The organism is Alloalcanivorax marinus (genome assembly GCF_016785095.1).
GTDB classification, from domain to species: Bacteria; Pseudomonadota; Gammaproteobacteria; order Pseudomonadales; family Alcanivoracaceae; genus Alloalcanivorax; species Alloalcanivorax marinus_A.
On record NZ_JAEKJB010000003.1, the window covers coordinates 14647 to 37567 of the forward strand.

At 60.8% G+C, this 22921-nt stretch carries 33 protein-coding genes; all 33 read left to right on the plus strand.

Annotated elements, in window-relative coordinates:
• Positions 1-51: 51 nt before the first annotated feature.
• The 33 genes from rpoC (at position 52) to rplQ (ending at position 22674) form a co-directional block, all read left to right on the plus strand.
• Complete coding sequence (rpoC, locus tag JF515_RS04530) at positions 52-4254, plus strand: DNA-directed RNA polymerase subunit beta' (protein ID WP_203101453.1); 4203 nt, start codon at positions 52-54, stop codon at positions 4252-4254.
• 168 nt (positions 4255-4422) lie between these two features.
• A complete protein-coding gene (gene rpsL / locus JF515_RS04535) occupies positions 4423-4797 on the plus strand; it encodes a 30S ribosomal protein S12 (RefSeq protein ID WP_067606428.1) in 375 nt (124 codons plus the stop codon).
• A gap of 123 nt (positions 4798-4920) precedes the next feature.
• Entirely contained in the window at positions 4921-5391 is a 471-nt protein-coding gene (gene rpsG, locus JF515_RS04540; RefSeq protein ID WP_203101455.1) for a 30S ribosomal protein S7, read from the plus strand.
• Between the two features lie 78 nt (positions 5392-5469).
• The gene (fusA, locus tag JF515_RS04545; protein WP_203101456.1) at positions 5470-7569 is read left to right on the plus strand and encodes an elongation factor G; all 2100 of its coding nucleotides are present in this window, start codon (positions 5470-5472) and stop codon (positions 7567-7569) included.
• 32 nt (positions 7570-7601) lie between these two features.
• The gene (tuf, locus tag JF515_RS04550; protein ID WP_203101440.1) at positions 7602-8795 is read left to right on the plus strand and encodes an elongation factor Tu; all 1194 of its coding nucleotides are present in this window, start codon (positions 7602-7604) and stop codon (positions 8793-8795) included.
• A gap of 211 nt (positions 8796-9006) precedes the next feature.
• Positions 9007-9318, plus strand: coding sequence for a 30S ribosomal protein S10 (rpsJ, locus tag JF515_RS04555; RefSeq protein ID WP_067612426.1), 312 nt, complete (start codon positions 9007-9009; stop codon positions 9316-9318).
• A 71-nt stretch (positions 9319-9389) separates the two neighbouring features.
• Positions 9390-10025, plus strand: coding sequence for a 50S ribosomal protein L3 (gene rplC / locus JF515_RS04560; RefSeq protein ID WP_203101457.1), 636 nt, complete (start codon positions 9390-9392; stop codon positions 10023-10025).
• 14 nt (positions 10026-10039) lie between these two features.
• Positions 10040-10642 carry a 50S ribosomal protein L4 gene (gene rplD / locus JF515_RS04565; RefSeq protein WP_203101465.1) on the plus strand — a complete coding sequence of 201 codons (603 nt, stop codon included), beginning with the start codon at positions 10040-10042 and terminating at the stop codon, positions 10640-10642.
• Entirely contained in the window at positions 10639-10935 is a 297-nt protein-coding gene (rplW, locus tag JF515_RS04570) for a 50S ribosomal protein L23 (protein WP_203101467.1), read from the plus strand. The genes rplD and rplW overlap by 4 nt, the downstream gene beginning before the upstream one ends.
• A gap of 19 nt (positions 10936-10954) precedes the next feature.
• Entirely contained in the window at positions 10955-11779 is an 825-nt protein-coding gene (gene rplB, locus JF515_RS04575) for a 50S ribosomal protein L2 (RefSeq protein WP_203101469.1), read from the plus strand.
• A gap of 22 nt (positions 11780-11801) precedes the next feature.
• Positions 11802-12077: a 30S ribosomal protein S19 gene (gene rpsS, locus JF515_RS04580; protein WP_067612803.1), complete on the plus strand. Its 276-nt coding sequence runs from the start codon at positions 11802-11804 to the stop codon at positions 12075-12077.
• Positions 12078-12087: 10 nt separating this feature from the next.
• Positions 12088-12432 carry a 50S ribosomal protein L22 gene (rplV, locus tag JF515_RS04585; RefSeq protein WP_161385826.1) on the plus strand — a complete coding sequence of 115 codons (345 nt, stop codon included), beginning with the start codon at positions 12088-12090 and terminating at the stop codon, positions 12430-12432.
• Positions 12433-12436: 4 nt separating this feature from the next.
• On the plus strand, positions 12437-13132 hold the full coding sequence (gene rpsC / locus JF515_RS04590; RefSeq protein ID WP_203101471.1) for a 30S ribosomal protein S3: 696 nt from the start codon (positions 12437-12439) through the stop codon (positions 13130-13132).
• Positions 13133-13145: 13 nt separating this feature from the next.
• Positions 13146-13559, plus strand: a complete 414-nt coding sequence (rplP, locus tag JF515_RS04595) for a 50S ribosomal protein L16 (protein ID WP_203101479.1) — start codon at positions 13146-13148, stop codon at positions 13557-13559.
• Positions 13560-13562: 3 nt separating this feature from the next.
• A complete protein-coding gene (gene rpmC, locus JF515_RS04600; protein WP_203101481.1) occupies positions 13563-13754 on the plus strand; it encodes a 50S ribosomal protein L29 in 192 nt (63 codons plus the stop codon).
• Positions 13755-13756: 2 nt separating this feature from the next.
• Positions 13757-14026, plus strand: coding sequence for a 30S ribosomal protein S17 (rpsQ, locus tag JF515_RS04605; RefSeq protein WP_161385830.1), 270 nt, complete (start codon positions 13757-13759; stop codon positions 14024-14026).
• 49 nt (positions 14027-14075) lie between these two features.
• Positions 14076-14444 (plus strand): 50S ribosomal protein L14, encoded by a 369-nt coding sequence (gene rplN / locus JF515_RS04610; RefSeq protein WP_138770784.1) that lies wholly within the window; start codon positions 14076-14078, stop codon positions 14442-14444.
• Positions 14445-14459: 15 nt separating this feature from the next.
• Positions 14460-14774: a 50S ribosomal protein L24 gene (gene rplX, locus JF515_RS04615; protein WP_203101483.1), complete on the plus strand. Its 315-nt coding sequence runs from the start codon at positions 14460-14462 to the stop codon at positions 14772-14774.
• A gap of 13 nt (positions 14775-14787) precedes the next feature.
• Positions 14788-15327 carry a 50S ribosomal protein L5 gene (gene rplE / locus JF515_RS04620; protein ID WP_203101486.1) on the plus strand — a complete coding sequence of 180 codons (540 nt, stop codon included), beginning with the start codon at positions 14788-14790 and terminating at the stop codon, positions 15325-15327.
• An 11-nt stretch (positions 15328-15338) separates the two neighbouring features.
• Positions 15339-15644 carry a 30S ribosomal protein S14 gene (rpsN, locus tag JF515_RS04625; RefSeq protein WP_203101489.1) on the plus strand — a complete coding sequence of 102 codons (306 nt, stop codon included), beginning with the start codon at positions 15339-15341 and terminating at the stop codon, positions 15642-15644.
• Between the two features lie 26 nt (positions 15645-15670).
• Positions 15671-16063, plus strand: coding sequence for a 30S ribosomal protein S8 (gene rpsH, locus JF515_RS04630; RefSeq protein WP_203101490.1), 393 nt, complete (start codon positions 15671-15673; stop codon positions 16061-16063).
• Between the two features lie 33 nt (positions 16064-16096).
• A complete protein-coding gene (gene rplF / locus JF515_RS04635) occupies positions 16097-16630 on the plus strand; it encodes a 50S ribosomal protein L6 (protein WP_203101492.1) in 534 nt (177 codons plus the stop codon).
• A 17-nt stretch (positions 16631-16647) separates the two neighbouring features.
• Entirely contained in the window at positions 16648-16998 is a 351-nt protein-coding gene (gene rplR, locus JF515_RS04640; protein WP_203101494.1) for a 50S ribosomal protein L18, read from the plus strand.
• Between the two features lie 12 nt (positions 16999-17010).
• On the plus strand, positions 17011-17508 hold the full coding sequence (rpsE, locus tag JF515_RS04645) for a 30S ribosomal protein S5 (protein WP_161385836.1): 498 nt from the start codon (positions 17011-17013) through the stop codon (positions 17506-17508).
• Positions 17509-17532: 24 nt separating this feature from the next.
• Entirely contained in the window at positions 17533-17715 is a 183-nt protein-coding gene (rpmD, locus tag JF515_RS04650) for a 50S ribosomal protein L30 (protein ID WP_203101496.1), read from the plus strand.
• Between the two features lie 3 nt (positions 17716-17718).
• Positions 17719-18153, plus strand: a complete 435-nt coding sequence (rplO, locus tag JF515_RS04655) for a 50S ribosomal protein L15 (RefSeq protein ID WP_203101498.1) — start codon at positions 17719-17721, stop codon at positions 18151-18153.
• A gap of 12 nt (positions 18154-18165) precedes the next feature.
• The gene (secY, locus tag JF515_RS04660) at positions 18166-19545 is read left to right on the plus strand and encodes a preprotein translocase subunit SecY (RefSeq protein ID WP_203101499.1); all 1380 of its coding nucleotides are present in this window, start codon (positions 18166-18168) and stop codon (positions 19543-19545) included.
• A gap of 36 nt (positions 19546-19581) precedes the next feature.
• Positions 19582-19698: a 50S ribosomal protein L36 gene (gene rpmJ, locus JF515_RS04665; protein ID WP_008928865.1), complete on the plus strand. Its 117-nt coding sequence runs from the start codon at positions 19582-19584 to the stop codon at positions 19696-19698.
• 123 nt (positions 19699-19821) lie between these two features.
• Complete coding sequence (gene rpsM / locus JF515_RS04670; protein WP_161385839.1) at positions 19822-20178, plus strand: 30S ribosomal protein S13; 357 nt, start codon at positions 19822-19824, stop codon at positions 20176-20178.
• Positions 20179-20200: 22 nt separating this feature from the next.
• On the plus strand, positions 20201-20599 hold the full coding sequence (rpsK, locus tag JF515_RS04675; RefSeq protein WP_014996090.1) for a 30S ribosomal protein S11: 399 nt from the start codon (positions 20201-20203) through the stop codon (positions 20597-20599).
• Positions 20600-20615: 16 nt separating this feature from the next.
• Positions 20616-21242: a 30S ribosomal protein S4 gene (gene rpsD, locus JF515_RS04680; protein ID WP_161385840.1), complete on the plus strand. Its 627-nt coding sequence runs from the start codon at positions 20616-20618 to the stop codon at positions 21240-21242.
• Between the two features lie 20 nt (positions 21243-21262).
• Positions 21263-22270: a DNA-directed RNA polymerase subunit alpha gene (locus JF515_RS04685; RefSeq protein WP_203101500.1), complete on the plus strand. Its 1008-nt coding sequence runs from the start codon at positions 21263-21265 to the stop codon at positions 22268-22270.
• A gap of 20 nt (positions 22271-22290) precedes the next feature.
• Complete coding sequence (rplQ, locus tag JF515_RS04690) at positions 22291-22674, plus strand: 50S ribosomal protein L17 (protein WP_161385842.1); 384 nt, start codon at positions 22291-22293, stop codon at positions 22672-22674.
• The last annotated feature ends 247 nt before the right edge of the window (positions 22675-22921 follow it).

Consider the following 22921-nt stretch of genomic DNA (forward strand, 5'->3'; position numbering starts at 1 on the left):
CCCGGGTTTAGGAAAGAATCGCGAGCGAAAGCTCCATACGGAGGACTGGCCTTGAAAGACTTGCTGAATCTGCTCAAAAGTCAGGGACAAGTCACGGAGTTCGACAAGCTTAAGATCGGTCTGGCACCGCCGGATCTGATCCGTTCCTGGTCTTTTGGCGAAGTGAAAAAGCCGGAGACCATCAATTACCGCACCTTCAAGCCGGAGCGTGATGGCCTGTTCTGCGCGCGCATTTTTGGTCCGATCAAGGACTATGAGTGCCTGTGCGGCAAGTACAAGCGCCTCAAGCACCGGGGTGTGATCTGCGAGAAGTGTGGCGTTGAGGTCACTCTCTCCAAGGTCCGCCGTGAGCGCATGGGCCATATCGAGCTGGCAAGCCCGGTGGCGCACATCTGGTTCCTGAAGTCGCTGCCGTCCCGCATCGGCCTGATGCTGGATATGACCCTGCGCGACATCGAGCGGGTGCTGTACTTCGAATCCTTCGTGGTCACCGAGCCCGGTATGACCACTCTGGAGCGTGGTCAGCTGCTCACCGATGAGGAGTATTTCGACGCGCTGGAGCAGTTCGGCGACGAGTTCGAAGCCAAGATGGGCGCGGAAGCGGTTCAACAACTGCTCACCGAGCTGGATCTGCAGGACGAGATCAACACCCTGCGCGAGGAAATCGAGGCCACCAACTCGGACACCAAGCTCAAGAAGCTGTCCAAGCGGCTCAAGCTGATGGAAGCGTTCCACGCCTCCGGCAACGAGCCCGAATGGATGATCATGACGGTGCTGCCGGTGCTGCCGCCGGATCTGCGTCCGCTGGTGCCCCTGGACGGCGGTCGTTTCGCGACCTCCGACCTGAACGATCTGTATCGCCGGGTGATCAACCGTAACAACCGCCTCAAGCGGCTGCTCGACCTGAACGCCCCGGACATCATCGTGCGCAACGAGAAGCGCATGCTGCAGGAGTCCGTGGACGCGCTGCTGGATAACGGCCGTCGCGGCCGGGCCATCACCGGCTCCAACAAGCGCCCGCTGAAATCCCTGGCCGACATGATCAAGGGCAAACAGGGGCGTTTCCGTCAGAACCTGCTGGGTAAGCGGGTGGACTACTCCGGTCGTTCCGTGATCGTGGTGGGCCCGACCCTCAAGCTGCATGAGTGCGGCCTGCCCAAGAAGATGGCTCTGGAGCTGTTCAAGCCGTTCATCTTCGCCAAGCTGGAAGCCCGTGGTCTGGCCACCACCATCAAGGCCGCCAAGAAGATGGTCGAGCGCGAAACCGCCGAGGTGTGGGATATCCTCGCCGAGGTGATTCGCGAACACCCGGTGATGCTGAACCGGGCGCCGACCCTTCACCGTCTGGGCATCCAGGCGTTCGAGCCGGTGCTGATCGAGGGCAAGGCGATCCAGCTTCACCCGCTGGTGTGCGCCGCCTTCAACGCGGACTTCGATGGTGACCAGATGGCGGTGCACGTGCCGCTGACCCTGGAGGCTCAGCTGGAAGCCCGGGCGCTGATGATGTCCACCAACAACATCCTGTCCCCGGCCAACGGTGAACCGATCATCGTGCCGACCCAGGACGTGGTGCTGGGTCTGTACTACATCAGCCGTGAACGGATCAACGCCAAGGGCGAAGGCCGGGTGTTCTCCGACACCCAGGAAGTGATGCGCGCCCTGGGCACCAAGGAAGTGGATCTGCACGCCCGTATCAAGGTGCGCATCCACGAAGTGGTGCGTGACCAGGAAGGCCGGGTCGAAGAGAACGATCGTTTGGTGGAGACCACCGTCGGTCGCTGCAAGCTGTGGGACATCGTGCCTGACGGCATCGGCTTCGATCAGGTCAACCGCAACATGACCAAGAAGGCGATCTCCGGTCTGCTGAATACCTGCTACCGGATTCTGGGCACCAAGGAAACCTGCATCTTCGCCGACCAGATCATGTACATGGGCTTCCGCGAAGCCACCCTGTCCGGCTCCTCCATCGGTGTCGAGGACATGGTGATCCCGGACGCCAAGGTGAAGATGATCGCCGCCGCCGAGGAAGAAGTGCGCGAGATCGAGGAGCAGTTCGCTTCCGGTCTGGTGACCCGCGGTGAGCGCTACAACAAGGTGATCGACATCTGGGCGCGCACCAACGACCAGATCGCCAAGGCGATGATGGAAAACCTGAACAAGGAAGTCGTCGTCAACCGTGATGGCGAGGACGAGCTGCAGGATTCCTTCAACTCGATCTACATGATGGCGGACTCCGGCGCCCGGGGCTCCCCGGCGCAGATTCGTCAGCTGGCCGGCATGCGTGGCCTGATGGCCAAGCCGGATGGCTCCATTATCGAGACGCCGATCACCAGCAACTTCCGTGAAGGGCTGAACGTACTCCAGTACTTCATCTCCACCCACGGTGCCCGGAAAGGTCTGGCGGATACCGCGTTGAAGACCGCGAACTCCGGTTACCTGACCCGCCGTCTGGTGGACGTGGCCCAGGACCTGGTGATCACCGAGATCGACTGTGGCACCGAGCAGGGCCTGCTGATGACGCCGCTGATCGAAGGCGGTGACGTGGTCGAGCCCCTGCGCGAGCGGGTGCTGGGCCGGGTCGTGGTGCGCGACGTGATGAACCCGCTCAACGCCGATGAAGTGGCGGTGGAAGCCGGCACTCTGCTGGATGAAGTGTGGGTGGATCGCCTCGAAACCATGGGCGTGGACGAAGTCATCGTGCGCTCGCCGATCACCTGTGAAACCCGCTGGGGCGTGTGCTCCAAGTGCTACGGTCGCGACCTGGCACGGGGCCATCGGGTGAACGTGGGCGAGGCGGTTGGTGTTATCGCTGCCCAGTCCATCGGTGAGCCGGGCACCCAGCTGACCATGCGGACCTTCCACATCGGGGGCGCGGCGAGCCGGGCTTCCGCGGTGTCCAGCATTCAGATCAAGCACGGCGGCAAGGTGCGCTTCCACAACGCCAAGCACGTTCAGCACAAGGACGGCCTGGTGATCGTGTCCCGCTCCGCGGAGTTGGCCGTCGCCGACGACCTGGGCCGTGAGCGCGAGCGCTACAAGCTGCCTTACGGCGCCATGGTTACCGTCAAGGAAGGCGATCCGGTGGACGGCGGTCAGGTCGTGGCGACCTGGGACCCGCACACCCACCCGATTATCGCCGAGGTGGAAGGTAAGGTGCAGTTTGGTGACATGGAGGAAGGCATCTCCGTGAACTACCAGACCGACGAACTGACCGGCCTCACCAACATCGAGGTGCTGAGCAGCCAGGACCGCCCGTCCGCGGGTAAGGATCTGCGCCCGGTGGTTCGCGTGGTGGACGCCAGCGGCAAGCCGGTAACCCTGCCCAACACCGATAACCCGGCCAACTACTTCCTGCCCGGCGGCGCGCTGTCGGCGCTGAAGAACGGTGCCGATATCGGCATGGGTGACGTGATCGCGCGGATTCCCCAGGAATCCTCCAAGACCCGTGATATCACCGGTGGTCTGCCGCGGGTGGCGGACCTGTTCGAGGCCCGTAATCCCAAGGAAGCCGCCATTCTCGCCGAGAAGAGCGGTACCGTTTCCTTCGGTAAGGAAACCAAGGGCAAGGTGCGGCTGGTGATCACCCCGGACGAAGGTGGCGACACCTACGAGGAGCTGATTCCCAAGTGGCGCCAGCTCAACGTGTTCGAAGGTGAGCACGTGGAGAAGGGTGAGGTGGTCTCCGACGGCCCGCTCAACCCCCACGACATCCTGCGTCTCATGGGTGAAGTGGAACTGGCCCGTTACATCGTCAACGAGGTGCAGGAGGTCTACCGTCTGCAGGGCGTGAAGATCAACGACAAGCACATCGAGACGATCATTCGCCAGATGCTGCGCAAGGTGGAAATCACCGAGATCGGCGACTCCGCCTTTATCAAGGGCGAGCAGGTGGAATACGCCCGCCTCACCGAAGAGAACGAGCGTCTCGCCGGAGAGGACAAAATGCGTGCCCGTGGCGAGCGTCTGCTGCTGGGTATCACCAAGGCGTCCCTGGCCACCGAGTCGTTTATCTCCGCGGCCTCCTTCCAGGAGACCACCCGGGTGCTGACCGAAGCGGCGGTGACTGGCAAGGAAGACGACCTGCGCGGCCTGAAGGAAAACGTGGTGGTGGGGCGTCTGATCCCGGCCGGTACCGGCTACGCCTACCACGAGGAACGCCGCCGTCAGCGTGCCGAAGCCACCGGCGACGGCCCCACCATGGACGAGGTGGAAGCGGCGCTGTCCGAGGCCCTGAGCTCCTCCGACGGGGAGTAAGGCGGTCGAAAAGCGGGACCTGGCCCCTGGTGCCTTGACTTGGCGCCAGGGGCTCCCTAGAATCCGTCGCCCCTGTCTATAGCCCGAAATAGGCTATGGAATGATCAAAAAGGGTGGCGATAAAGAGCAATGTTCGTCACAGAACTGTAAGCGTGGAGCAGTAGTTTCATGGCAACTGTAAACCAGCTTGTGCGGAACCCGCGCAAGAGAAAGGTTGAGAAAAGCGACTCGGTCGCCCTGCAGGGCTGCCCGCAGCGGCGCGGCGTTTGCACCCGGGTGTACACCACTACCCCGAAGAAGCCGAACTCCGCGCTGCGTAAAGTGTGCCGGGTGCGCCTGACCAACGGTTATGAAGTGTCCTCCTATATTCCGGGGGAAGGCCATAACCTGCAGGAGCACTCCGTGGTGCTGATCCGTGGTGGTCGTGTGAAAGACCTCCCGGGTGTGCGCTACCACACCGTGCGCGGCACGCTGGACACCGCGGGTGTTCAGGACCGTAAGCAGCGTCGTTCCAAATACGGCGCCAAGCGGCCGAAGAAGTAAATACACCCCCTTTCCATACGGCCGGGCGCCTGGCGACCCGGCGGGATGAGTAAGGCCGGGCTTTGTCCCGGGTAACCCTGAAGCTTTCCCCGCCCCGGCGGGGCATGATGAGGAACACATCCGATGCCAAGAAGACGCGTCGTAGCCAAACGCGAGATCCTGCCGGATCCGAAATTCGGTAGCCAGCTGCTGGCTAAGTTCATGAACCACGTAATGGTCGACGGCAAGAAGTCCGTGGCCGAGCGCATTGTATACGGTGCGCTGGATACCGTGGCCGAGCGCAAGAGCGGTGAGCCGCTGGAGCTGTTCGAGAAGGCCCTCGATAACATCCGCCCGATGGTCGAGGTGAAAAGCCGCCGTGTGGGTGGCGCGACCTATCAGGTGCCGGTTGAGGTGCGTCCCAGCCGTCGTACCGCTCTGGCCATGCGCTGGCTGGTGGACTCCGCCCGTAAGCGTGGCGAGAAGAGCATGGCCCAGCGCCTGGCGGGCGAAGTAATGGACGCCGCCGAAGGCAAGGGCGCGGCCATGAAGAAGCGGGAAGACGTGCACCGCATGGCCGAGGCCAACAAGGCCTTCTCCCACTTCCGCTTCTAAAGCAGAAGGCAGAACGAGTAAACCGGCCTGCGATCAGGCCGGTTTTTGTATTTGATTCAGTGAATCGAGGTTAGCAGCGTGGCACGTAAGACTCCTCTTAACCGTTATCGCAATATTGGCATCTGCGCCCACGTGGACGCGGGCAAGACCACCACGACCGAACGCGTCCTCTTTTACACCGGTGTGTCTCACAAAATCGGTGAGGTGCATGACGGTGCCGCGACCATGGACTGGATGGAGCAGGAGCAGGAGCGTGGTATCACCATCACCTCCGCTGCTACCACGACCTTCTGGCAGGGCATGGACCAGCAGTACGACCAGTACCGCATCAACATCATCGACACCCCTGGGCACGTGGATTTCACCATTGAGGTGGAACGCTCCCTGCGGGTGCTGGATGGCGCGGTCGTGGTGTTCTGTGGCACCTCCGGCGTGGAGCCGCAGTCCGAAACCGTATGGCGTCAGGCCAACAAATATGAAGTGCCGCGGATCGTGTTCGTCAACAAGATGGACCGTGCCGGCGCGGATTTCGAGCGCGTCGTCGCCCAGATTCGCCAGCGGCTCGGCGCCAAGGTGGTTCCGATCCAGCTGAACATCGGCGCCGAGGACGATTTCAAGGGCGTTGTCGATCTTATCCGGATGAAAGCCATCTACTGGAATGAGAACGACATGGGCATGACCTATGAGCAGACCGATATCCCGGAAGAGCTCAAGGGTCGTTGCGACGAACTGCGTGAGCAGATGGTCGAGTCCGCCGCCGAGGCGTCCGAGGAACTGATGGACAAGTACCTCGAGAACGGCGATCTGAGCAACGACGAGATCAAAGCCGGTCTGCGTCAGCAGGTGCTGGCCAACGAAATCGTGCTGGCACTGTGTGGCTCCGCCTTCAAGAACAAGGGCGTTCAGGCCATGCTCGACGCGGTGGTGGAATACCTGCCGGCGCCGGACGAAGTGAAGGCGATCCAGGGTGTGCTGGACGATGGCGAGACCGTCGAGTCCCGTCAGTCCTCCGACGAGGAACCGTTCTCCGCGCTGGCGTTCAAAATCGCCACCGACCCGTTCGTGGGCTCCCTGACCTTCATCCGGGTGTACTCCGGGGTGCTGAATTCCGGCGACTCCGTGTACAACTCCGTGAAGCAGAAGAAGGAGCGCGTTGGTCGTCTGCTGCAGATGCACGCCAACAGCCGCGAGGAGATCAAGGAAGTGCGCGCCGGCGACATCGCCGCTTGTGTGGGCCTCAAGGATGTGACCACCGGTGACACCCTGTGTGACCTCAACAAGGTGATCGTGCTCGAGCGCATGGAATTCCCGGATCCGGTGATTTCCGTGGCGGTGGAGCCGAAGTCCAAGGCCGACCAGGAGAAAATGGGCCTGGCCCTGGGCCGTCTGGCGCAGGAAGATCCCTCGTTCCGCGTGAAGACCGACGAGGAAACCGGGCAGACCATCATCTCCGGCATGGGCGAGCTGCACCTGGACATCCTGGTGGATCGCATGCGCCGCGAGTTCAAGGTGGAAGCGAACATCGGCGCGCCCCAGGTGGCGTACCGCGAGACCTTCACCAAGCCCGCCGACGTGGAAGGCAAGTTCGTCAAACAGTCCGGTGGTCGTGGTCAGTACGGTCACGTCAAGGTCAAGTTCGAGCCGATCGATCGCGATGCCGACTTCGAGTTCGAAGAGCAGATCCATGGCGGCGTGGTGCCGAAGGAATACTTCGGCGCGGTGCAGAAGGGTATCGAAGAGCAGCTGCAGTCCGGCGTGCTGGCCGGTTACCCGGTCCTGGGCGTGAAAGCGATTCTCTACGATGGTTCCTACCACGAGGTGGACTCCAACGAGAACGCCTTCCGCATGGCCGGTGGTCTGGCGGTGAAGAACGCCGCCAAGGAAGCCGGCGCGGTACTGCTTGAGCCGATGATGAAGGTGGAAGCGGTAACCCCCGAGGAGTACATGGGCGACGTGATGGGCGACCTCAACCGTCGTCGTGGTATCGTCCAGGGCATGGAAGACACGCTGTCCGGCAAGATCATTCGCGCCGAGGTGCCCCTGTCCGAGATGTTCGGTTACGCCACCGACCTGCGCTCCATGTCGCAGGGCCGCGCCAGTTACTCCATGGAGTTCCTGAAGTACGCGGAAGCGCCGCGCAACATCGCCGACGACGTGATCAGCGGCAAGAAATCTTAAATTTACGGTTAATTTGTTAAAGGTATAGAGCCGTGGCAAAGGAAAAGTTTGAACGCAATAAACCGCACGTAAACGTAGGCACCATTGGTCACGTTGACCATGGTAAGACGACGCTGACCGCCGCCCTGACGCGGGTGTGCTTCGAGACGTGGGGTTCTGGCTCCGCGAGCGCGTTTGACCAGATTGACAATGCGCCGGAAGAGCGTGAGCGTGGTATCACCATTGCGACCTCTCACGTTGAGTACGATTCTCCGAACCGTCACTACGCGCACGTTGACTGCCCCGGTCACGCCGACTACGTGAAGAACATGATCACCGGCGCGGCGCAGATGGACGGCGCGATCCTGGTGGTGAGCGCGGCGGACGGCCCGATGCCGCAGACCCGCGAGCACATCCTGCTGTCCCGCCAGGTGGGCGTTCCCTACATCGTCGTGTTCCTGAACAAAGCGGACATGGTCGATGACGAAGAGCTGCTCGAGCTGGTTGAGATGGAAGTGCGCGAGCTGCTGAGCGACTACGATTTCCCGGGCGACGACACCCCGATCATCAAGGGCTCCGCGCTGAAGGCGCTGGAAGGCGACACCAGCGAAATCGGCATGCCGGCGGTGGTGAAGCTGGTTGAGTGCCTGGACGACTACATCCCCGAGCCGGAACGGGCGGTGGATCAGCCGTTCCTGATGCCGATCGAGGACGTTTTCTCCATCTCTGGTCGTGGTACCGTGGTGACCGGTCGCGTTGAGCGCGGCATCATCAAGGTGGGTGACGAGATGGAAATCGTGGGCATCAAGGACACCATGAAGACCACCTGTACCGGCGTTGAGATGTTCCGCAAGCTGCTGGACGAAGGCCGCGCGGGTGAGAACGTGGGCGTGCTGCTGCGTGGCACCAAGCGTGACGAAGTGGAGCGTGGTCAGGTGCTGGCGAAGCCGGGCAGCATCACCCCGCACACCAAGTTCGAAGGCGAAGTGTACGTGCTGAGCAAGGACGAGGGTGGTCGTCACACTCCGTTCTTCAACGGCTACCGTCCGCAGTTCTACTTCCGTACCACGGACGTGACCGGTGCGTGCACCCTGCCGGAAGGCACTGAAATGGTGATGCCGGGCGACAACGTTCAGATGAACGTTGAGCTGATTGCCCCGATCGCCATGGAAGAAGGCCTGCGCTTCGCGGTCCGTGAAGGCGGCCGCACCGTCGGCGCCGGCGTGGTCTCCAAGATCATCGAGTAAGTGCAAAAAAAATGGGCCAGGGCCTTGCCCTGGCCTTTTTTTGTCTCTACAATTTGCGCCCTCTTTGCCGGTAATGCCGGCTAGAGAGCGCGATCAACCGGGGCATCGTTCCCGGGCTTGTTTTGACAACCCTCCACCTTCCGAGCGGATAGGTTGGGCGGGCTTTTTGCCATCTAAAGAATGGTTCGAAACAGTCTGGAGTTTGTTAGCTATGGCTAACCAAAGAATCCGCATCCGTCTCAAGGCCTTTGATCATCGCCTTATTGATCAGTCCGCCCAGGAGATCGTGGATACGGCAAAACGGACGGGTGCGCAGGTACAGGGGCCCATTCCCCTGCCGACGCGCAAAGAACGGTTTACGGTGCTGATCTCTCCGCATGTGAACAAAGATGCACGAGACCAGTACGAGATCCGCACTCACAAGCGGCTGGTGGATATCGTCGAGCCCACGGACAAGACCGTGGACGCGCTGATGAAGCTGGATCTGGCCGCTGGTGTGGACGTGCAGATCAGCCTGGGATAACTGGCCTGAGAGACAGCTCAGACCTACAACTACGGGCGGTTCAACCGCGACAGGTTGTAAAGAGGTAAACAATGGCGATTGGTGTAATCGGTCGGAAATGCGGGATGACCCGGGTCTTCACTGAAGAAGGTGTCAGTGTTCCGGTCACCGTTATTGAAGTGACCCCGAACCGGGTGAGTCAGGTCAAGACCGACGAGACAGATGGCTACGAAGCCGTGCAGGTAACGGTGGGTGAGCGCCGGGCCAACCGGGTGACCAGGCCGCAGGCTGGTCATTTCGCGAAAGCGGGCGTGCAGGCCGGCCGCAAGGCGGGTGAGTTCCGCGCCGAAGCGGGTGAGCTGCAGGCCGGCTCCGAGATCACCCTGGAGATTTTCGAGGCAGGTCAGTCCGTGGACGTGACCGGCACCTCCAAGGGTAAGGGTTTCGCGGGTGGCGTGAAGCGTTGGAATTTCCGCACCCAGGATGCGACCCACGGTAACTCCTTGTCCCACCGGGCTCCGGGCTCCATTGGTCAGAACCAGACCCCGGGCCGGGTGTTCAAAGGCAAGAAGATGGCCGGTCATCTGGGCGCCGAGCGCGTCACGGTCCAGAATCTGGAAATCGTGCGTGTGGATGCGGAAAAGAATCTGTTGCTGGTAAAGGGTGCCATCCCCGGTGCGGCCGGTGGTGATGTGATCGTGCGCCCGGCAGTGAAGGCGAAGGCCTGAAAGAGGAATAGAGGATGAATCTCAATACTGCCTCTGGAGGTACCGTAACCGTTTCCGAAGTCGCCTTCGGCAAGGACTTCAACGAGCCTCTGGTTCATCAGGTTGTGACCGCTTTTCTGGCCGGTGCCCGTCAGGGTTCCAAGGCTCAGAAAAATCGCGCCGCGGTAGCGGGCGGTGGTCGTAAGCCTTGGCGGCAAAAAGGAACCGGTCGGGCTCGCGCGGGTACCATCCGCAGCCCGCTGTGGCGTGGCGGCGGTAAGACGTTCGCCGCCGAGCCCCGCGATTTCTCCCAGAAAGTAAATCGCAAAATGTACCGTGGCGCGCTGCGCTGCATCCTGTCCGAGCTGGTGCGTCAGGAGCGTCTGGTGGTGGTCGATGAGTTTTCCGTCGACGAGCCGAAAACCAAGGCGGTGGCCACCAAGCTGAAGGATCTGTCTCTGAGCAGCGCGCTGATCGTTACCAGTGACGTGGATGAGAACCTCTACCTGGCGGCGCGCAATCTGCCCAAGGTGGACATTCGCGACGCCAAGGGCGTGGATCCGGTCAGTCTGATCGCCTTCGAGAAAGTGCTGATCACCGTGCCGGCTCTGAAACAGCTTGAGGAGGCGCTGGCATGAACAAAGAACGTATTTTTAACGTCCTTCTCGCGCCGCACATCTCCGAGAAAGCCACCCTGGTGGCCGATCAGGGCAACGCCTTCGTATTCAAGGTCGCGAAGGATGCCAACAAGCTGGAGATCAAGAAGGCAGTGGAAAGCCTATTCGACGTCAAGGTGCAATCCGTTCGCACCAGCAACGTGAAGGGCAAGCAGAAGTTCTTCGGTCGGGTCGCCGGCAAACGCGCGGGCTGGAAAAAAGCCTATGTCTCTCTGGCCGAAGGTCAGGACATCGACTTCCTGGGCGCAGAGTAAGGTAAGGGAGTAAGGAATCATGGCGATTGTAAAAACCAAGCCGACTTCCCCGGGCCGCCGCTTTGTCGTCAAGGTGGTGAACGCGGAGCTCTACAAAGGGGCTCCCTACGCGCCGCTGCTGGAAGCAAAGAGCAAGAGTGGCGGTCGGAATAACAACGGCCGCATCACCACCCGCCACAAGGGCGGTGGTCACAAGCAGAAGTACCGTCGCGTCGATTTTCGTCGTGACAAGGAAAGCGTGGTCGGCGTGATCGAGCGGGTTGAGTATGATCCGAACCGCTCCGCCCACATCGCACTGGTCAAATACCTGGATGGCGAGCGTCGCTACATCCTGGCGCCCAAGGCCCTCAAGGCCGGTGATCGCGTCCAGGCTGGCGAGGATGCGCCGATCAAGGTTGGCAATGCGCTGCCGCTGCGTAACATCCCGCTGGGTTCCACCGTGCACAACGTGGAAATGAAGCCTGGCAAGGGTGGTCAGCTGGCGCGTTCCGCAGGTACTTCCGCGCAGGTTCTGGCAAAGGATGGTGGTTACGTGACCCTGCGTCTTCGCTCCGGCGAGATGCGTAAGGTGAGCGCCGAGTGTAAGGCCACCATCGGCGAAGTCTCCAACAGTGAGCACAGCTTGCGCTCGCTGGGTAAAGCTGGCGCCAAGCGCTGGCGGGGTGTTCGTCCGACCGTACGCGGTGTGGCGATGAACCCGGTGGATCACCCCCATGGTGGTGGTGAAGGCCGCACTTCTGGTGGTCGTCACCCGGTTACCCCCTGGGGCGTGCCCACCAAGGGCCACAAAACGCGTACCAACAAGCGCACCTCCAAGATGATTGTGCGCGACCGTCGTAAGTAAGGGATAGAGAGAGGTTCAGGCTGTGCCACGTTCACTGAAGAAAGGTCCGTTTCTGGATCACCACCTGCTCAAGAAGGTGGAAGAAGCGGTGGAAGCCGGCTCCCGCAAGCCGATCAAAACCTGGTCCCGTCGCTCCATGATCATCCCGGAGATGGTGGGTTTGACCATCGCGGTGCATAACGGCCGTCAGCATGTTCCGGTACTGATCACCGAGCACATGGTGGGCCACAAGCTGGGCGAATTCGCCCTGACCCGCACCTACCGCGGGCACATCGTGGACAAGAAGGCTAAGCGATAAGGTGACAGCCATGGCGACTGAAGTTGCAGCCCGTCTGCGGGGCGCAAGAATTTCGGCTCAAAAGGCCCGGCTGGTGGCTGACCAGATCCGCGGTCTCGAGGTGGAGAAGGCGTTGAATGTTCTCGCCTTCAGCCCCAAGAAGGCGGCCCGCATTGTGAAGAAGGTGCTCGAGTCCGCGATTGCCAACGCGGAAAACAACGAGGGCGCCGATGTGGATGAGCTGAAGGTATCCACGATCTTCGTGGATGAAGGCATGACGATGAAGCGTATCCGTCCGCGCGCCAAAGGCCGCGCCGATCGCATTCTCAAGCGTACGTGCCACATTACTGTGAAAGTCTCGGAAGGTCAGGAGTAACCAGATGGGTCAGAAAGTTCATCCGATCGGTATCCGCCTGGGCATTGTCAAGGAGCACAACTCCCTCTGGTATGCCGGGCCGAAAACCTATTCCGACTGCCTGGTTACCGACCTGCAGGTCCGTGACTACCTGTTCAAGCGGCTGAAGAACGCGTCCGTGAGCCGGGTGAAGATCGAACGTCCTTCCGAGAACGTTCGTATCACCATCTCCACCGCGCGTCCCGGCATCGTGATCGGTAAAAAGGGCGAGGATGTGGAACGCCTGCGCCGCGATGTGGCCGCCAAAATGGGCGTGCCGGTGCACATCAACATCGAGGAAGTGCGCAAGCCCGATCTGGATGCGCGTCTGGTTGGCGATAACATCGCCGGTCAGCTTGAGCGCCGGGTGATGTTCCGCCGCGCGATGAAGCGGGCCGTGCAAAACGCCATGAAGGCCGGCGCGGAAGGCGTTCGGGTGCAGCTGTCCGGTCGTCTGGGCGGTGCCGAGATCGCACGTACCGAATGGTACCGTGAAGGCCGGGTGCCTCTGCACACGCTGCGTGCCGATATCGATTACGCCAGCGTACGTGCCGAGACCACTTACGGCACCATCGGCGTCAAGGTCTGGATCTTCCGCGGTGAAGTGCTGGGTGGCATGGAGCAGATTCAGGAAGAGCAGAAGCAGCAGGCCAAGGGCGCTAAGAAGCGCGGCCGTGGTTAAAGGGTAACTAACGATGTTGCAGCCGAAGCGTACCAAATTCCGGAAAATTCAGAAGGGCCGTAACCGCGGCCTGGCACAGCGGGGCAGCAAGGTGTCATTCGGCACCGTTGGCCTGCAGGCCACCGGTCGCGGCCGGATCACGGCTCGCCAGATCGAAGCCGCCCGTCGTGCCATGACCCGTCACATCAAGCGTGGCGGTAAAATCTGGATTCGTGTCTTTCCCGACAAGCCGATTACCCAGAAGCCTCTCGAGGTTCGGATGGGTAAGGGTAAGGGTAACGTGGAGTACTGGGTGGCCCAGATTCAGCCGGGTCGCATGCTCTACGAAATGGAAGGTGTTTCAGAAGACGTGGCGCGTGAAGCGTTTCGTCTCGCCGCGGCCAAGCTGCCGATCAGCACCCGCGTTGTTACTCGGACGGTGATGTAAGCCATGAAAGCGAGTGAACTGAGAGATAAGAGTGTTGAGGAGCTGCAGAGTCACCAGCTCGAGTTGCTTGAAGAGCAGTTCAAGCAGCGCATGCAACTGGCATCCGGGCAGCTTTCACAAACCCATAAGCTTGGGAAGGTTCGCCGTGATATTGCACGGGTAAAAACCATTCTGAGAGAGAAGCAGGGTAACTAGTCATGGCAGAGGCGAAAGAGAAACTGCGCCGGACCGCTACCGGCAAGGTGATTTCCAACAAGGGTGACAAAACGATCACCGTGTTGGTTGAGCGCCGGGTTCAGCACCCTATTTACGGCAAGATCATCAAGCGCTCCACCAAGTTGGTGGCGCACGATGAACAGAATCAGTGCAACGAAGGCGACCTGGTGACGATCGAGGAATGCCGTCCGTTGTCCAAGCGTAAAACCTGGATGCTGGTAAACGTGGTGGAGCAGACCAACAAGGTCTGACCGACGTTGCTGTGGCTGCCTGCAGGGCAGGAGTTGGAGAGAGTAAGCGATGATTCAGACCGAAACCATGCTCGAAGTCGCCGATAACAGCGGCGCGCGTCGAGTGCAGTGCATCAAGGTGCTGGGTGGTTCCCACCGCCGCTATGCAGGCATTGGTGACATCATCAAGGTCACAGTAAAGGAAGCGATTCCGCGCGGCCGCGTCAAGAAAGGCGACGTGATGACGGCGGTGGTGGTACGCACCCGTCGCGGCGTGCGTCGTCCGGACGGCTCCGTGATCCGTTTTGATGAAAACGCCGCCGTGCTGTTGGGCAACAACAAGGCGCCGGTAGGTACCCGGATCTTCGGACCGGTGACCCGTGAGCTGCGGACCGAGCAGTTCATGAAAATCATCTCACTGGCACCGGAAGTTCTTTAAAGGCGGGTGAAGGCAATGCTCAAGATCAAGCGTGATGATGAAGTCATCGTAATCGCGGGCAAGGACAAGGGTAAGCGCGGCAAGGTACAGCGTGTGCTGCCCAACGGCCGCCTGATCGTGGCCGGAGTGAACGTGGTGAAGAAACACGTGCGCGCCAATCCGAACCGCGGAATCCAGGGTGGCATCGTGGAACAGGAAGCCGGTATCGACGCTTCCAATGTGGCCATCTGGAATGCCAAGGCGGAGAAAGCCGATCGTGTCGGCTTCCGCGTCGAGGACGGCCGCAAGGTACGTTTCTTCAAGTCCAACGGCGAACCGCTGGACGCGTGAGGACAGGTGAACCATGAGTGATCTGAAGAAGGTTTACAACGAAGAGATCGTGCCGAAGCTCAAGGAGCAACTCGGCTACGAGAACGTCATGGAAGTGCCGAAAATCACCAAGATCACCCTGAATATGGGTGTTGGTGAAGCGGCCCAGGACCGTAAGGCCATCGAAGGTGCCCTGTCCGACATGACCGCGATCGCCGGCCAGAAGCCGCTGATCACCAAGGCGCGTAAGTCCGTCGCGGGTTTCAAGATCCGTGAAGGCTGGCCGATCGGCTGCAAGGTGACGCTGCGCAACCGTCGCATGTACGAATTCCTGGATCGCCTGGTATCCGTGGCGATTCCGCGAGTACGCGACTTCCGTGGTCTCAACCCCAAGTCCTTTGACGGCCGGGGTAACTATTCCATGGGCCTGCGCGAGCAGATCGTGTTCCCGGAAATTGATTTCGACAAGGTCGACAAGCTGCGTGGTCTGGATATCACCATCACCACCACGGCCAAGACCGACGACGAAGCACGCGCGCTGCTGCGCGCCTTCAACTTCCCGCTGAAGGGCTGAGAGGATTTGTCATGGCAAAGGTCTCTATGAAAAATCGGGAGGCGAAGCGCGCCAAGCTGGTTCAGCGTTACGCCGCCAAGCGCGAAGCGCTGAAAGCAATCATCCAGGATCCCAGCGCCGAACCCGAGGCGAAGTGGGATGCCCAGATGCAGCTGCAGAAACTGCCGCGCGATTCTTCTCCGGTACGCCAGCGTAATCGCTGCCGGATCACCGGTCGTCCGCACGGTTACTACCGGAAGTTTGGTTTGAGCCGTATCAAGCTGCGTGAAGCGGCGATGCGCGGCGATGTTCCCGGCCTGGTTAAATCCAGCTGGTAATCGAGTTATAGCGGAGCGATTGCGGCATGAGCATGCAAGATACCCTGGCGGATATGTTTACCCGTATCCGCAATGCGCAAATGGCCCGGAAGAGCAAGGTGGATATCCCCTCTTCCAAGACCAAAGAGGCCATTGCCAAGGTACTGAAGGAAGAAGGTTACATCGAAGGTTTCTCGGTGGACGGTGAGAAAAAGCCGACCCTGACCGTGGAGCTTCGGTATTTCGAGGGCCAACCGGTGATCGAGAAGATCGCCCGGGTAAGCCGCCCCGGCCTGCGTGTGTACAAAAACGCCGGCCAGATTCCCAAGGTTAAGGGCGGCCTGGGTGTGATGGTCGTGTCCACCAACCAGGGCATCATTTCCGATCGCGCGGCGCGCCAGGCCAACGTTGGCGGCGAGCTGATCTGCGAAGTGTCCTGACGGTGAGCGGTGTAGACGGGTTTAGGTGCAACAATGTCTAGAGTAGCGAAGAATCCGGTTAAACTGCCCAGCGGCGTCGAGCTGAAAATCGACGGCGCCAAGGTGTCCGTTAAGGGCAGCAAGGGCAATCTGGAGCACGAAGTACACGAACTGGTGGAAGTGTCTTTGGACGACGGTGTATTCACCGTCAAGCCGCGCGAGGAATCCCAGGAAGCCTGGGCACTGGCCGGCACCACCCGGGCCGTGGTCAATAATATGGTCACCGGTGTGTCCGAGGGCTTCGAGCGCAAGCTGGTCCTCAACGGCGTGGGCTATCGCGCCCAGGCTCAGGGCAAGGTCCTGAACCTGACGCTGGGCTTCTCCCATCCGGTGGCGTATCAGTTGCCCGAGGGCATCACCATCGAGACTCCGACCCAGACCGAAATTGTCATCAAGGGCATTGATAAGCAGCTGGTCGGTCAAGTTGCCGCCAATGTCCGTGGTTTCCGTCCGCCCGAGCCCTACAAAGGCAAGGGGGTGCGCTATGCCGATGAGCAGGTGCGCCGTAAGGAAGCCAAGAAGAAATAATCGTTGAGACTAGAGCCATGATGGACAAGAAAGTTGCACGTCTGCGCAGGGCCAAACGTACTCGCTTGAGCATTCGCGAGTCCGGCCAGATCCGTCTGTCCGTACATCGCACCCCGCGCCACATCTATGCACAGATCACCAGCGCGGCCGGTGACCAGGTTCTGGTTACGGCGAGCACGGTGGAAAAGGACCTGCGTGGCGGCACGACCGGCAATGCCGACGCCGCCGCCAAAGTGGGCGAACTGATCGCGAAGCGCGCCAAAGAGGCGGGCATCGAGCGCGTCGCCTTTGACCGTTCCGGTTTCCGTTACCACGGTCGTATCAAGGCGCTGGCGGATGCCGCGCGCGAAAACGGGCTTGAATTCTAAGGGTGCTTGGTTATGGCGAAAGTTGATCCCAACGAAGGTCTCCAGGAGAAGCTGGTTCAAGTGAACCGGGTCGCCAAGGTAGTAAAAGGCGGCCGTATTTTCGGCTTCACCGCGCTGACCGTGGTAGGCGACGGCAAGGGTAAAGTGGGCTTCGGCCGCGGCAAGGCGCGTGAAGTGCCGGCCGCTATCCAGAAAGCTCTGGAAGCCGCCCGTCGCAACATGATTCAGGTGGACCTGAAAGGCACCACCATCCAGCACCCGATCAAGGCCAACCATGGCGCCTCCAAGGTGTACATGCAGCCGGCCGATGACGGTACCGGCGTGATCGCCGGCGGTGCCATGCGCGCCGTGCTGGAAGTGGCCGGCGTACAGAACGTGCTGGCCAAGTGCTATGGCTCCACCAATCCGGTGAACGTGGTGCGAGCCACTTTCAACGGGCTCAAGCAAATGTCCTCCCCGGAATCCGTGGCGGCCAAGCGTGGCAAGTCCGTTGAAGAGATTCTCGGCTAAGCGCACACAGACGGAAGCTTAAACATGGCTGACAAGATCAAAGTAACCCAGGTTAAAAGCACCAACGGTCGGCTCGAAGGCCACAAGGCCTGTGTGCGCGGTCTCGGGCTGCGCCGCATCGGTCACACCGTGGAAGTTGAAGATACGCCTGCGGTGCGCGGCATGATCAACAAGGTCGCGTACATGGTACGGGTAGAGGGAGAATAAGCGATGCGTCTGAATGATCTGCATCCGGCCGACGGTTCCCGTCCGGAAGAAAAGCGGGTAGGCCGTGGTATCGGCTCTGGCCTGGGCAAGACCGGTGGTCGTGGTCATAAAGGCCAGAAATCCCGCTCCGGCGGCACCGTGAAGCCTGGCTTCGAAGGCGGCCAAATGCCGCTGCAGCGCCGTGTGCCCAAGTTCGGCTTTACGTCCAAGCTGGCCATGGCCACCGCCGAGGTGCGTCTTGAGGAGCTGGCCAAGGTGGAAGGCGACGTGGTCGACCTGGACACTCTGAAGAAAGCCGGCGTGGTCCGCTCGGACAAGAAGCGCGCCAAGATCGTGCTGCGTGGCGGCATTGATCGGGCCGTGACCGTGCGCGGTGTGGCGATCACCAAAGGCGCCCGCGAAGCGGTGGAAAAGGCCGGCGGTAAAATCGAAGAGTAACGGGGCGGGGTTATGGCCAAGAACCGTGCACAGACCTTGAAGAACAGCACCGGGGCCTCCGGCGGCGCCACCCGTGAGTTGGGTCGTCGCATTGCGTTTCTGCTCGGTGCGCTGGTGGTGTTCCGTATCGGTGCGCATATTCCGGTACCCGGGATGAACCCGGATGCGTTGCAACAGATGTTCAACAACAACCGGGATACCATTCTTGGCCTGTTCAACATGTTCTCCGGCGGTTCGCTGGAGCGCATGAGCATCTTCGCGCTTGGCATCATGCCCTATATCACGGCGAGCATCGTGGTCCAGTTGATGAGCGCCGTGGTTCCCAGCCTTGAGCAGTTGCGCAAGGAAGGGGAGCAGGGCCGGCGCAAGATCACCCAGTACACCCGGTATCTGACGGTGCTGCTGGGCGTGATTCAGTCGGCCGGGGTGGTTGCCGGGCTGAAGAGCCAGGGTATTACCCTGCTGCCGGAAGCGGCGACTACCCTTCAGGTGGCGAGTTTCTACTTCGTGGCGGTGAGCACGCTGGTCACCGGTACCGTGTTCCTGATGTGGCTGGGTGAGCAGATTACCGAGCGCGGCATCGGCAACGGTATCTCCATGCTGATCTTCGCCTCCATCGTGGCCGGGTTGCCCGGCGCGGTGGCGCAGACCTTTGAGTCCGCCCGTCAGGGCGACCTGAGTCTGCTGGCCATGCTGCTGGTGTTCCTGGTGGCGGTGGCGGTGATCTTCGGCGTGGTGTTCGTCGAGCGCGGCCAACGACGTATCACCGTCAACTACGCGCGGCGCCAGCAAGGCCGCCGGGTGTACGCGGCGCAGCAGAGTCATCTGCCGCTGAAGGTGAACATGGCGGGTGTGATCCCGGCCATCTTCGCCAGTTCGATCCTGCTGTTCCCGGCGTCCATCAGCCAGTGGTTCAGCACCAGTGATCCGGACTCCTGGTGGGGCCAGACGTTGCGCACCGTGAGCGATGCGCTGCTGCCTGGTACGCCGCTGTACATTTTGTTGTTCACCTTGGCGATCGTGTTTTTCTGCTACTTCTACACGGCGCTGGTGTTCAACCCGAAGGACGTGGCGGACAATCTGAAAAAATCCGGGGCCTATATCCCGGGTATCCGCCCCGGTGAGCAGTCCGCCCGTTATATTGATACGGTGATGGGTCGTCTCACACTGATAGGCGCGGTCTATATGACCCTGGTCTGCCTGCTGCCCCTCGGCCTGCAGGCGGTGTGGAACGTGCCTTTCTACCTGGGCGGCACCTCGCTGCTGATCGTGGTCGTGGTGGTGATGGACTTCTGGTCGCAGGTCAATTCGCACCTGATGTCCACCCAGTACGAGAAGTTGATGAAGAAAGCCAACCTGAAAGGGTATGGCGGCACCGGTCTGGTGCGTTAACGGCCCCCGGGCTACAGGTAAAACGAGGCGAGTGCGATGAAAGTTCAGGCTTCTGTGAAGAAGATCTGCCGCAACTGCAAGGTGATCCGTCGTAAGGGTCGAGTCATGGTGATCTGCAGTGCCGAGCCCCGGCACAAGCAGCGCCAAGGCTAAGGCGTTGTCGGGACAGAACTTCTTTCCTGGTATTTGGTTGAAATTCAGTCGGTGTGACGCTAGACTCTTCCGCCTTTCGGCGCCAGAGCCTGGCACACCGCGTTGTGAATCGGAGATATTCGGATGGCCCGTATTGCAGGCGTTAACATCCCGGACAACAAGCATACGGTGATTTCCCTCACCTATATTTTCGGGATTGGCCGCACCAGTGCCCGCAAGATTTGCGAGCAGACCGGCATCGAGCCGACCATGAAGGTCCGTGATCTGTCCGGCGATCAGCTGGACGCGATCCGCGCCGAAGTGGCTAAGGTTTCCACGGAGGGCGATCTGCGCCGGGAAATCAACATGAACATCAAGCGTTTGATGGACCTGGGCTGCAATCGCGGCATCCGTCATCGCCGTAGCCTGCCCCTGCGCGGGCAGCGCACCAAAACCAATGCCCGGACCCGCAAGGGCCCGCGGAAACCGATCCGCAAGTAAGTCCTGATTTGGATTGAGCAACATGGCTAAAGCGAAAAGAGACAGTGGCGCACGTCGGAAGAAGGTAACGCGGACCGTTGCGGACGGTATCGCGCATGTACACGCTTCTTTCAACAACACCATCATCACCATCACCGACCGGCAGGGCAACGCGCTGTCCTGGGCGACTTCCGGTGGTGCGGGCTTCCGTGGTTCACGTAAGAGCACCCCGTTCGCGGCCCAGGTGGCCGCCGAAAACGCGGGCAATGCCGCCAAGGACTACGGGCTGAAAAACCTGGAAGTGCGCGTCAAGGGCCCCGGCCCGGGCCGCGAGTCCTCTATTCGCGCGCTCAATGCCTGTGGCTACAAGATTACCCACATTCAGGACGTGACGCCGATTCCGCATAACGGTTGTCGTCCGCCCAAGAAGCGCCGCGTGTAACGGGAGATAGAGCAAGATGGCAAGATACATCGGTCCCAAGTGCAAGCTTTCCCGTCGTGAAGGCACCGACCTGTTCCTGAAGAGCGGTATTCGTCCGCTCGAGTCCAAGTGCAAGGCGGAACAGCCCCCGGGTCAGGCCGCCGGCGGTCGCCGTCCGGGCCGTCTGTCCGATTACGGCGTGCAGCTTCGTGAAAAACAGAAAGTACGTCGTATGTACGGCGTGCTGGAGAAGCAGTTCCGCGGCTACTACAAGAAAGCCGCCCGCTCCCGCGGCGCCACCGGCGAGGTCCTGCTGCAGTTGCTGGAAGGCCGTCTGGACAACGTGGTGTACCGGCTCGGTTTCGGCGCCACCCGCTCCGAGGCTCGCCAACTGGTCGCCCACCGCGCGATCCTGGTGAACGGTCGTAGCGTGAATATCGCCTCCTACCAGGTGGCACCCGGTGACGTGATCACCGTGCGTGAAAAGGCCAAGAACCAGCTGCGCGTGAAGAACGCCATGGAACTGGCCCAGCAGCGTGGTTTCCCGACCTGGGTGGAAGTGGACGAGAAGAAGCTCGAGGGCACGTTCAAAGCCCGGCCGGAGCGTATCGATCTGCCGGCTGAGATCAACGAAAACCTGATCGTCGAGCTGTACTCCAAGTAAGGACTGCCTGAGGGATCTCTATGACCGCCGTGAACGAATTTCTCACGCCCCGCTCGATCGCGGTCAACGCGATCAGCGAGACCCACGCCAAGGTCGTACTGGAGCCGCTGGAGCGTGGTTTTGGCCATACTCTGGGCACGGCGCTGCGCCGCATCCTGCTGTCCAGCATGCCCGGGTGCGCGATCACCGAAGTGGAGATCGAGGGCGTACAGCACGAATACTCCTCCATTGATGGTGTGCAGGAAGATGTGATCAACATTCTCCTCAACCTGAAGAACGTGGCCCTGAAAATGGAGGACCGCGACGAGGCGACCCTGGAACTGGTCAAGAAGGGCCCCGGTGACGTGACCGCCGACGACATTCAGCGCGATCACAGCGTTGAAATCGTCAACCCCGGCCACCTGATCTGCACCATTACCGGGGACACCGAGCTGCGCATGCGCATGAAAGTGCGCAAGGGTCGCGGCTACGAGGCCGCCGATACCCGCCAGAGCGACGATGACGAGACCCGCGGCATCGGTCGCCTGCAGCTGGACGCCAGCTACAGCCCGGTGCGTCGTGTTGCTTATGTGGTGGAAGCCGCCCGGGTGGAACAGCGTACCGACCTGGACAAGCTGGTGATCGATCTGGAAACCGATGGCACCATCGATCCGGAAGAAGCGATCCGCCGCGCGGCCACGATTCTCCAGCAACAGATCGCCGTGTTCGTCGATCTGGAGCAGGATGCCAAGCCCGAGCCGAAGCAGGAACGCGAGGAGATCGATCCGATCCTGCTGCGTCCGGTGGACGATCTGGAACTGACCGTCCGTTCCGCCAACTGCCTTAAGGCGGAGAACATCTACTACATCGGTGACCTGGTACAGCGTACCGAGGTGGAACTTCTCAAGACCCCGAACCTGGGCAAGAAGTCCCTCACCGAGATCAAGGACGTGCTGGCTTCCAAAGGCCTGTCGCTGGGCATGCGCCTGGAAAACTGGCCGCCGGTCAGCCTCCGGGATGATGACCGGCTCAACACCAAGTTGCGTTAATCGATTTTAGGAACAGAACCATGCGTCATCGCAAGAGCGGCAGAAAACTGAATCGGAACAGCTCACACCGTCAGGCCATGTTCCGCAACATGGCGGTGTCGCTGTTTGAACACGAAGCGATCAAGACCACGCTTCCCAAAGCCAAGGAACTGCGTCGGGTGGCCGAGCCCCTGATCACCCTGGCCAAGGAAGACTCCGTGGCCAACCGTCGACTGGCTTTCGACCGTACCCGGTCGAAGGAAATGGTTGGCAAACTGTTCAACGAACTGGGTCCGCGCTACAAGGCGCGCCCGGGTGGTTACCTGCGGATCCTGAAGATGGGTTATCGTGCCGGTGACAACGCCCCCATGGCGTATGTCGAGCTGGTTGATCGCCCGGAAGGCGAAGCCGCCGAAGCTGAATAAGCTGGTCGGCCGTTCGCGGCCAAGGCTGAAACAAAACCCCCGCGCCGGAAACGGCCGGGGGTTTTGTTTTGCCTGGTCATGCGAGGCGCTGCCCCCTAGGCCGCCGTAGCGGCGACTTGTAGGAGCGCGTAGATACCGTCTCTCCTATCCGGACTCAACCCCCGAGGGGTTGGGTCTGGAATGGGGTTTGTCGATTCAGTACGCCGAAGGCGATGTGCACCAGTTTGCGCATGGCGGCGCCGAGGGC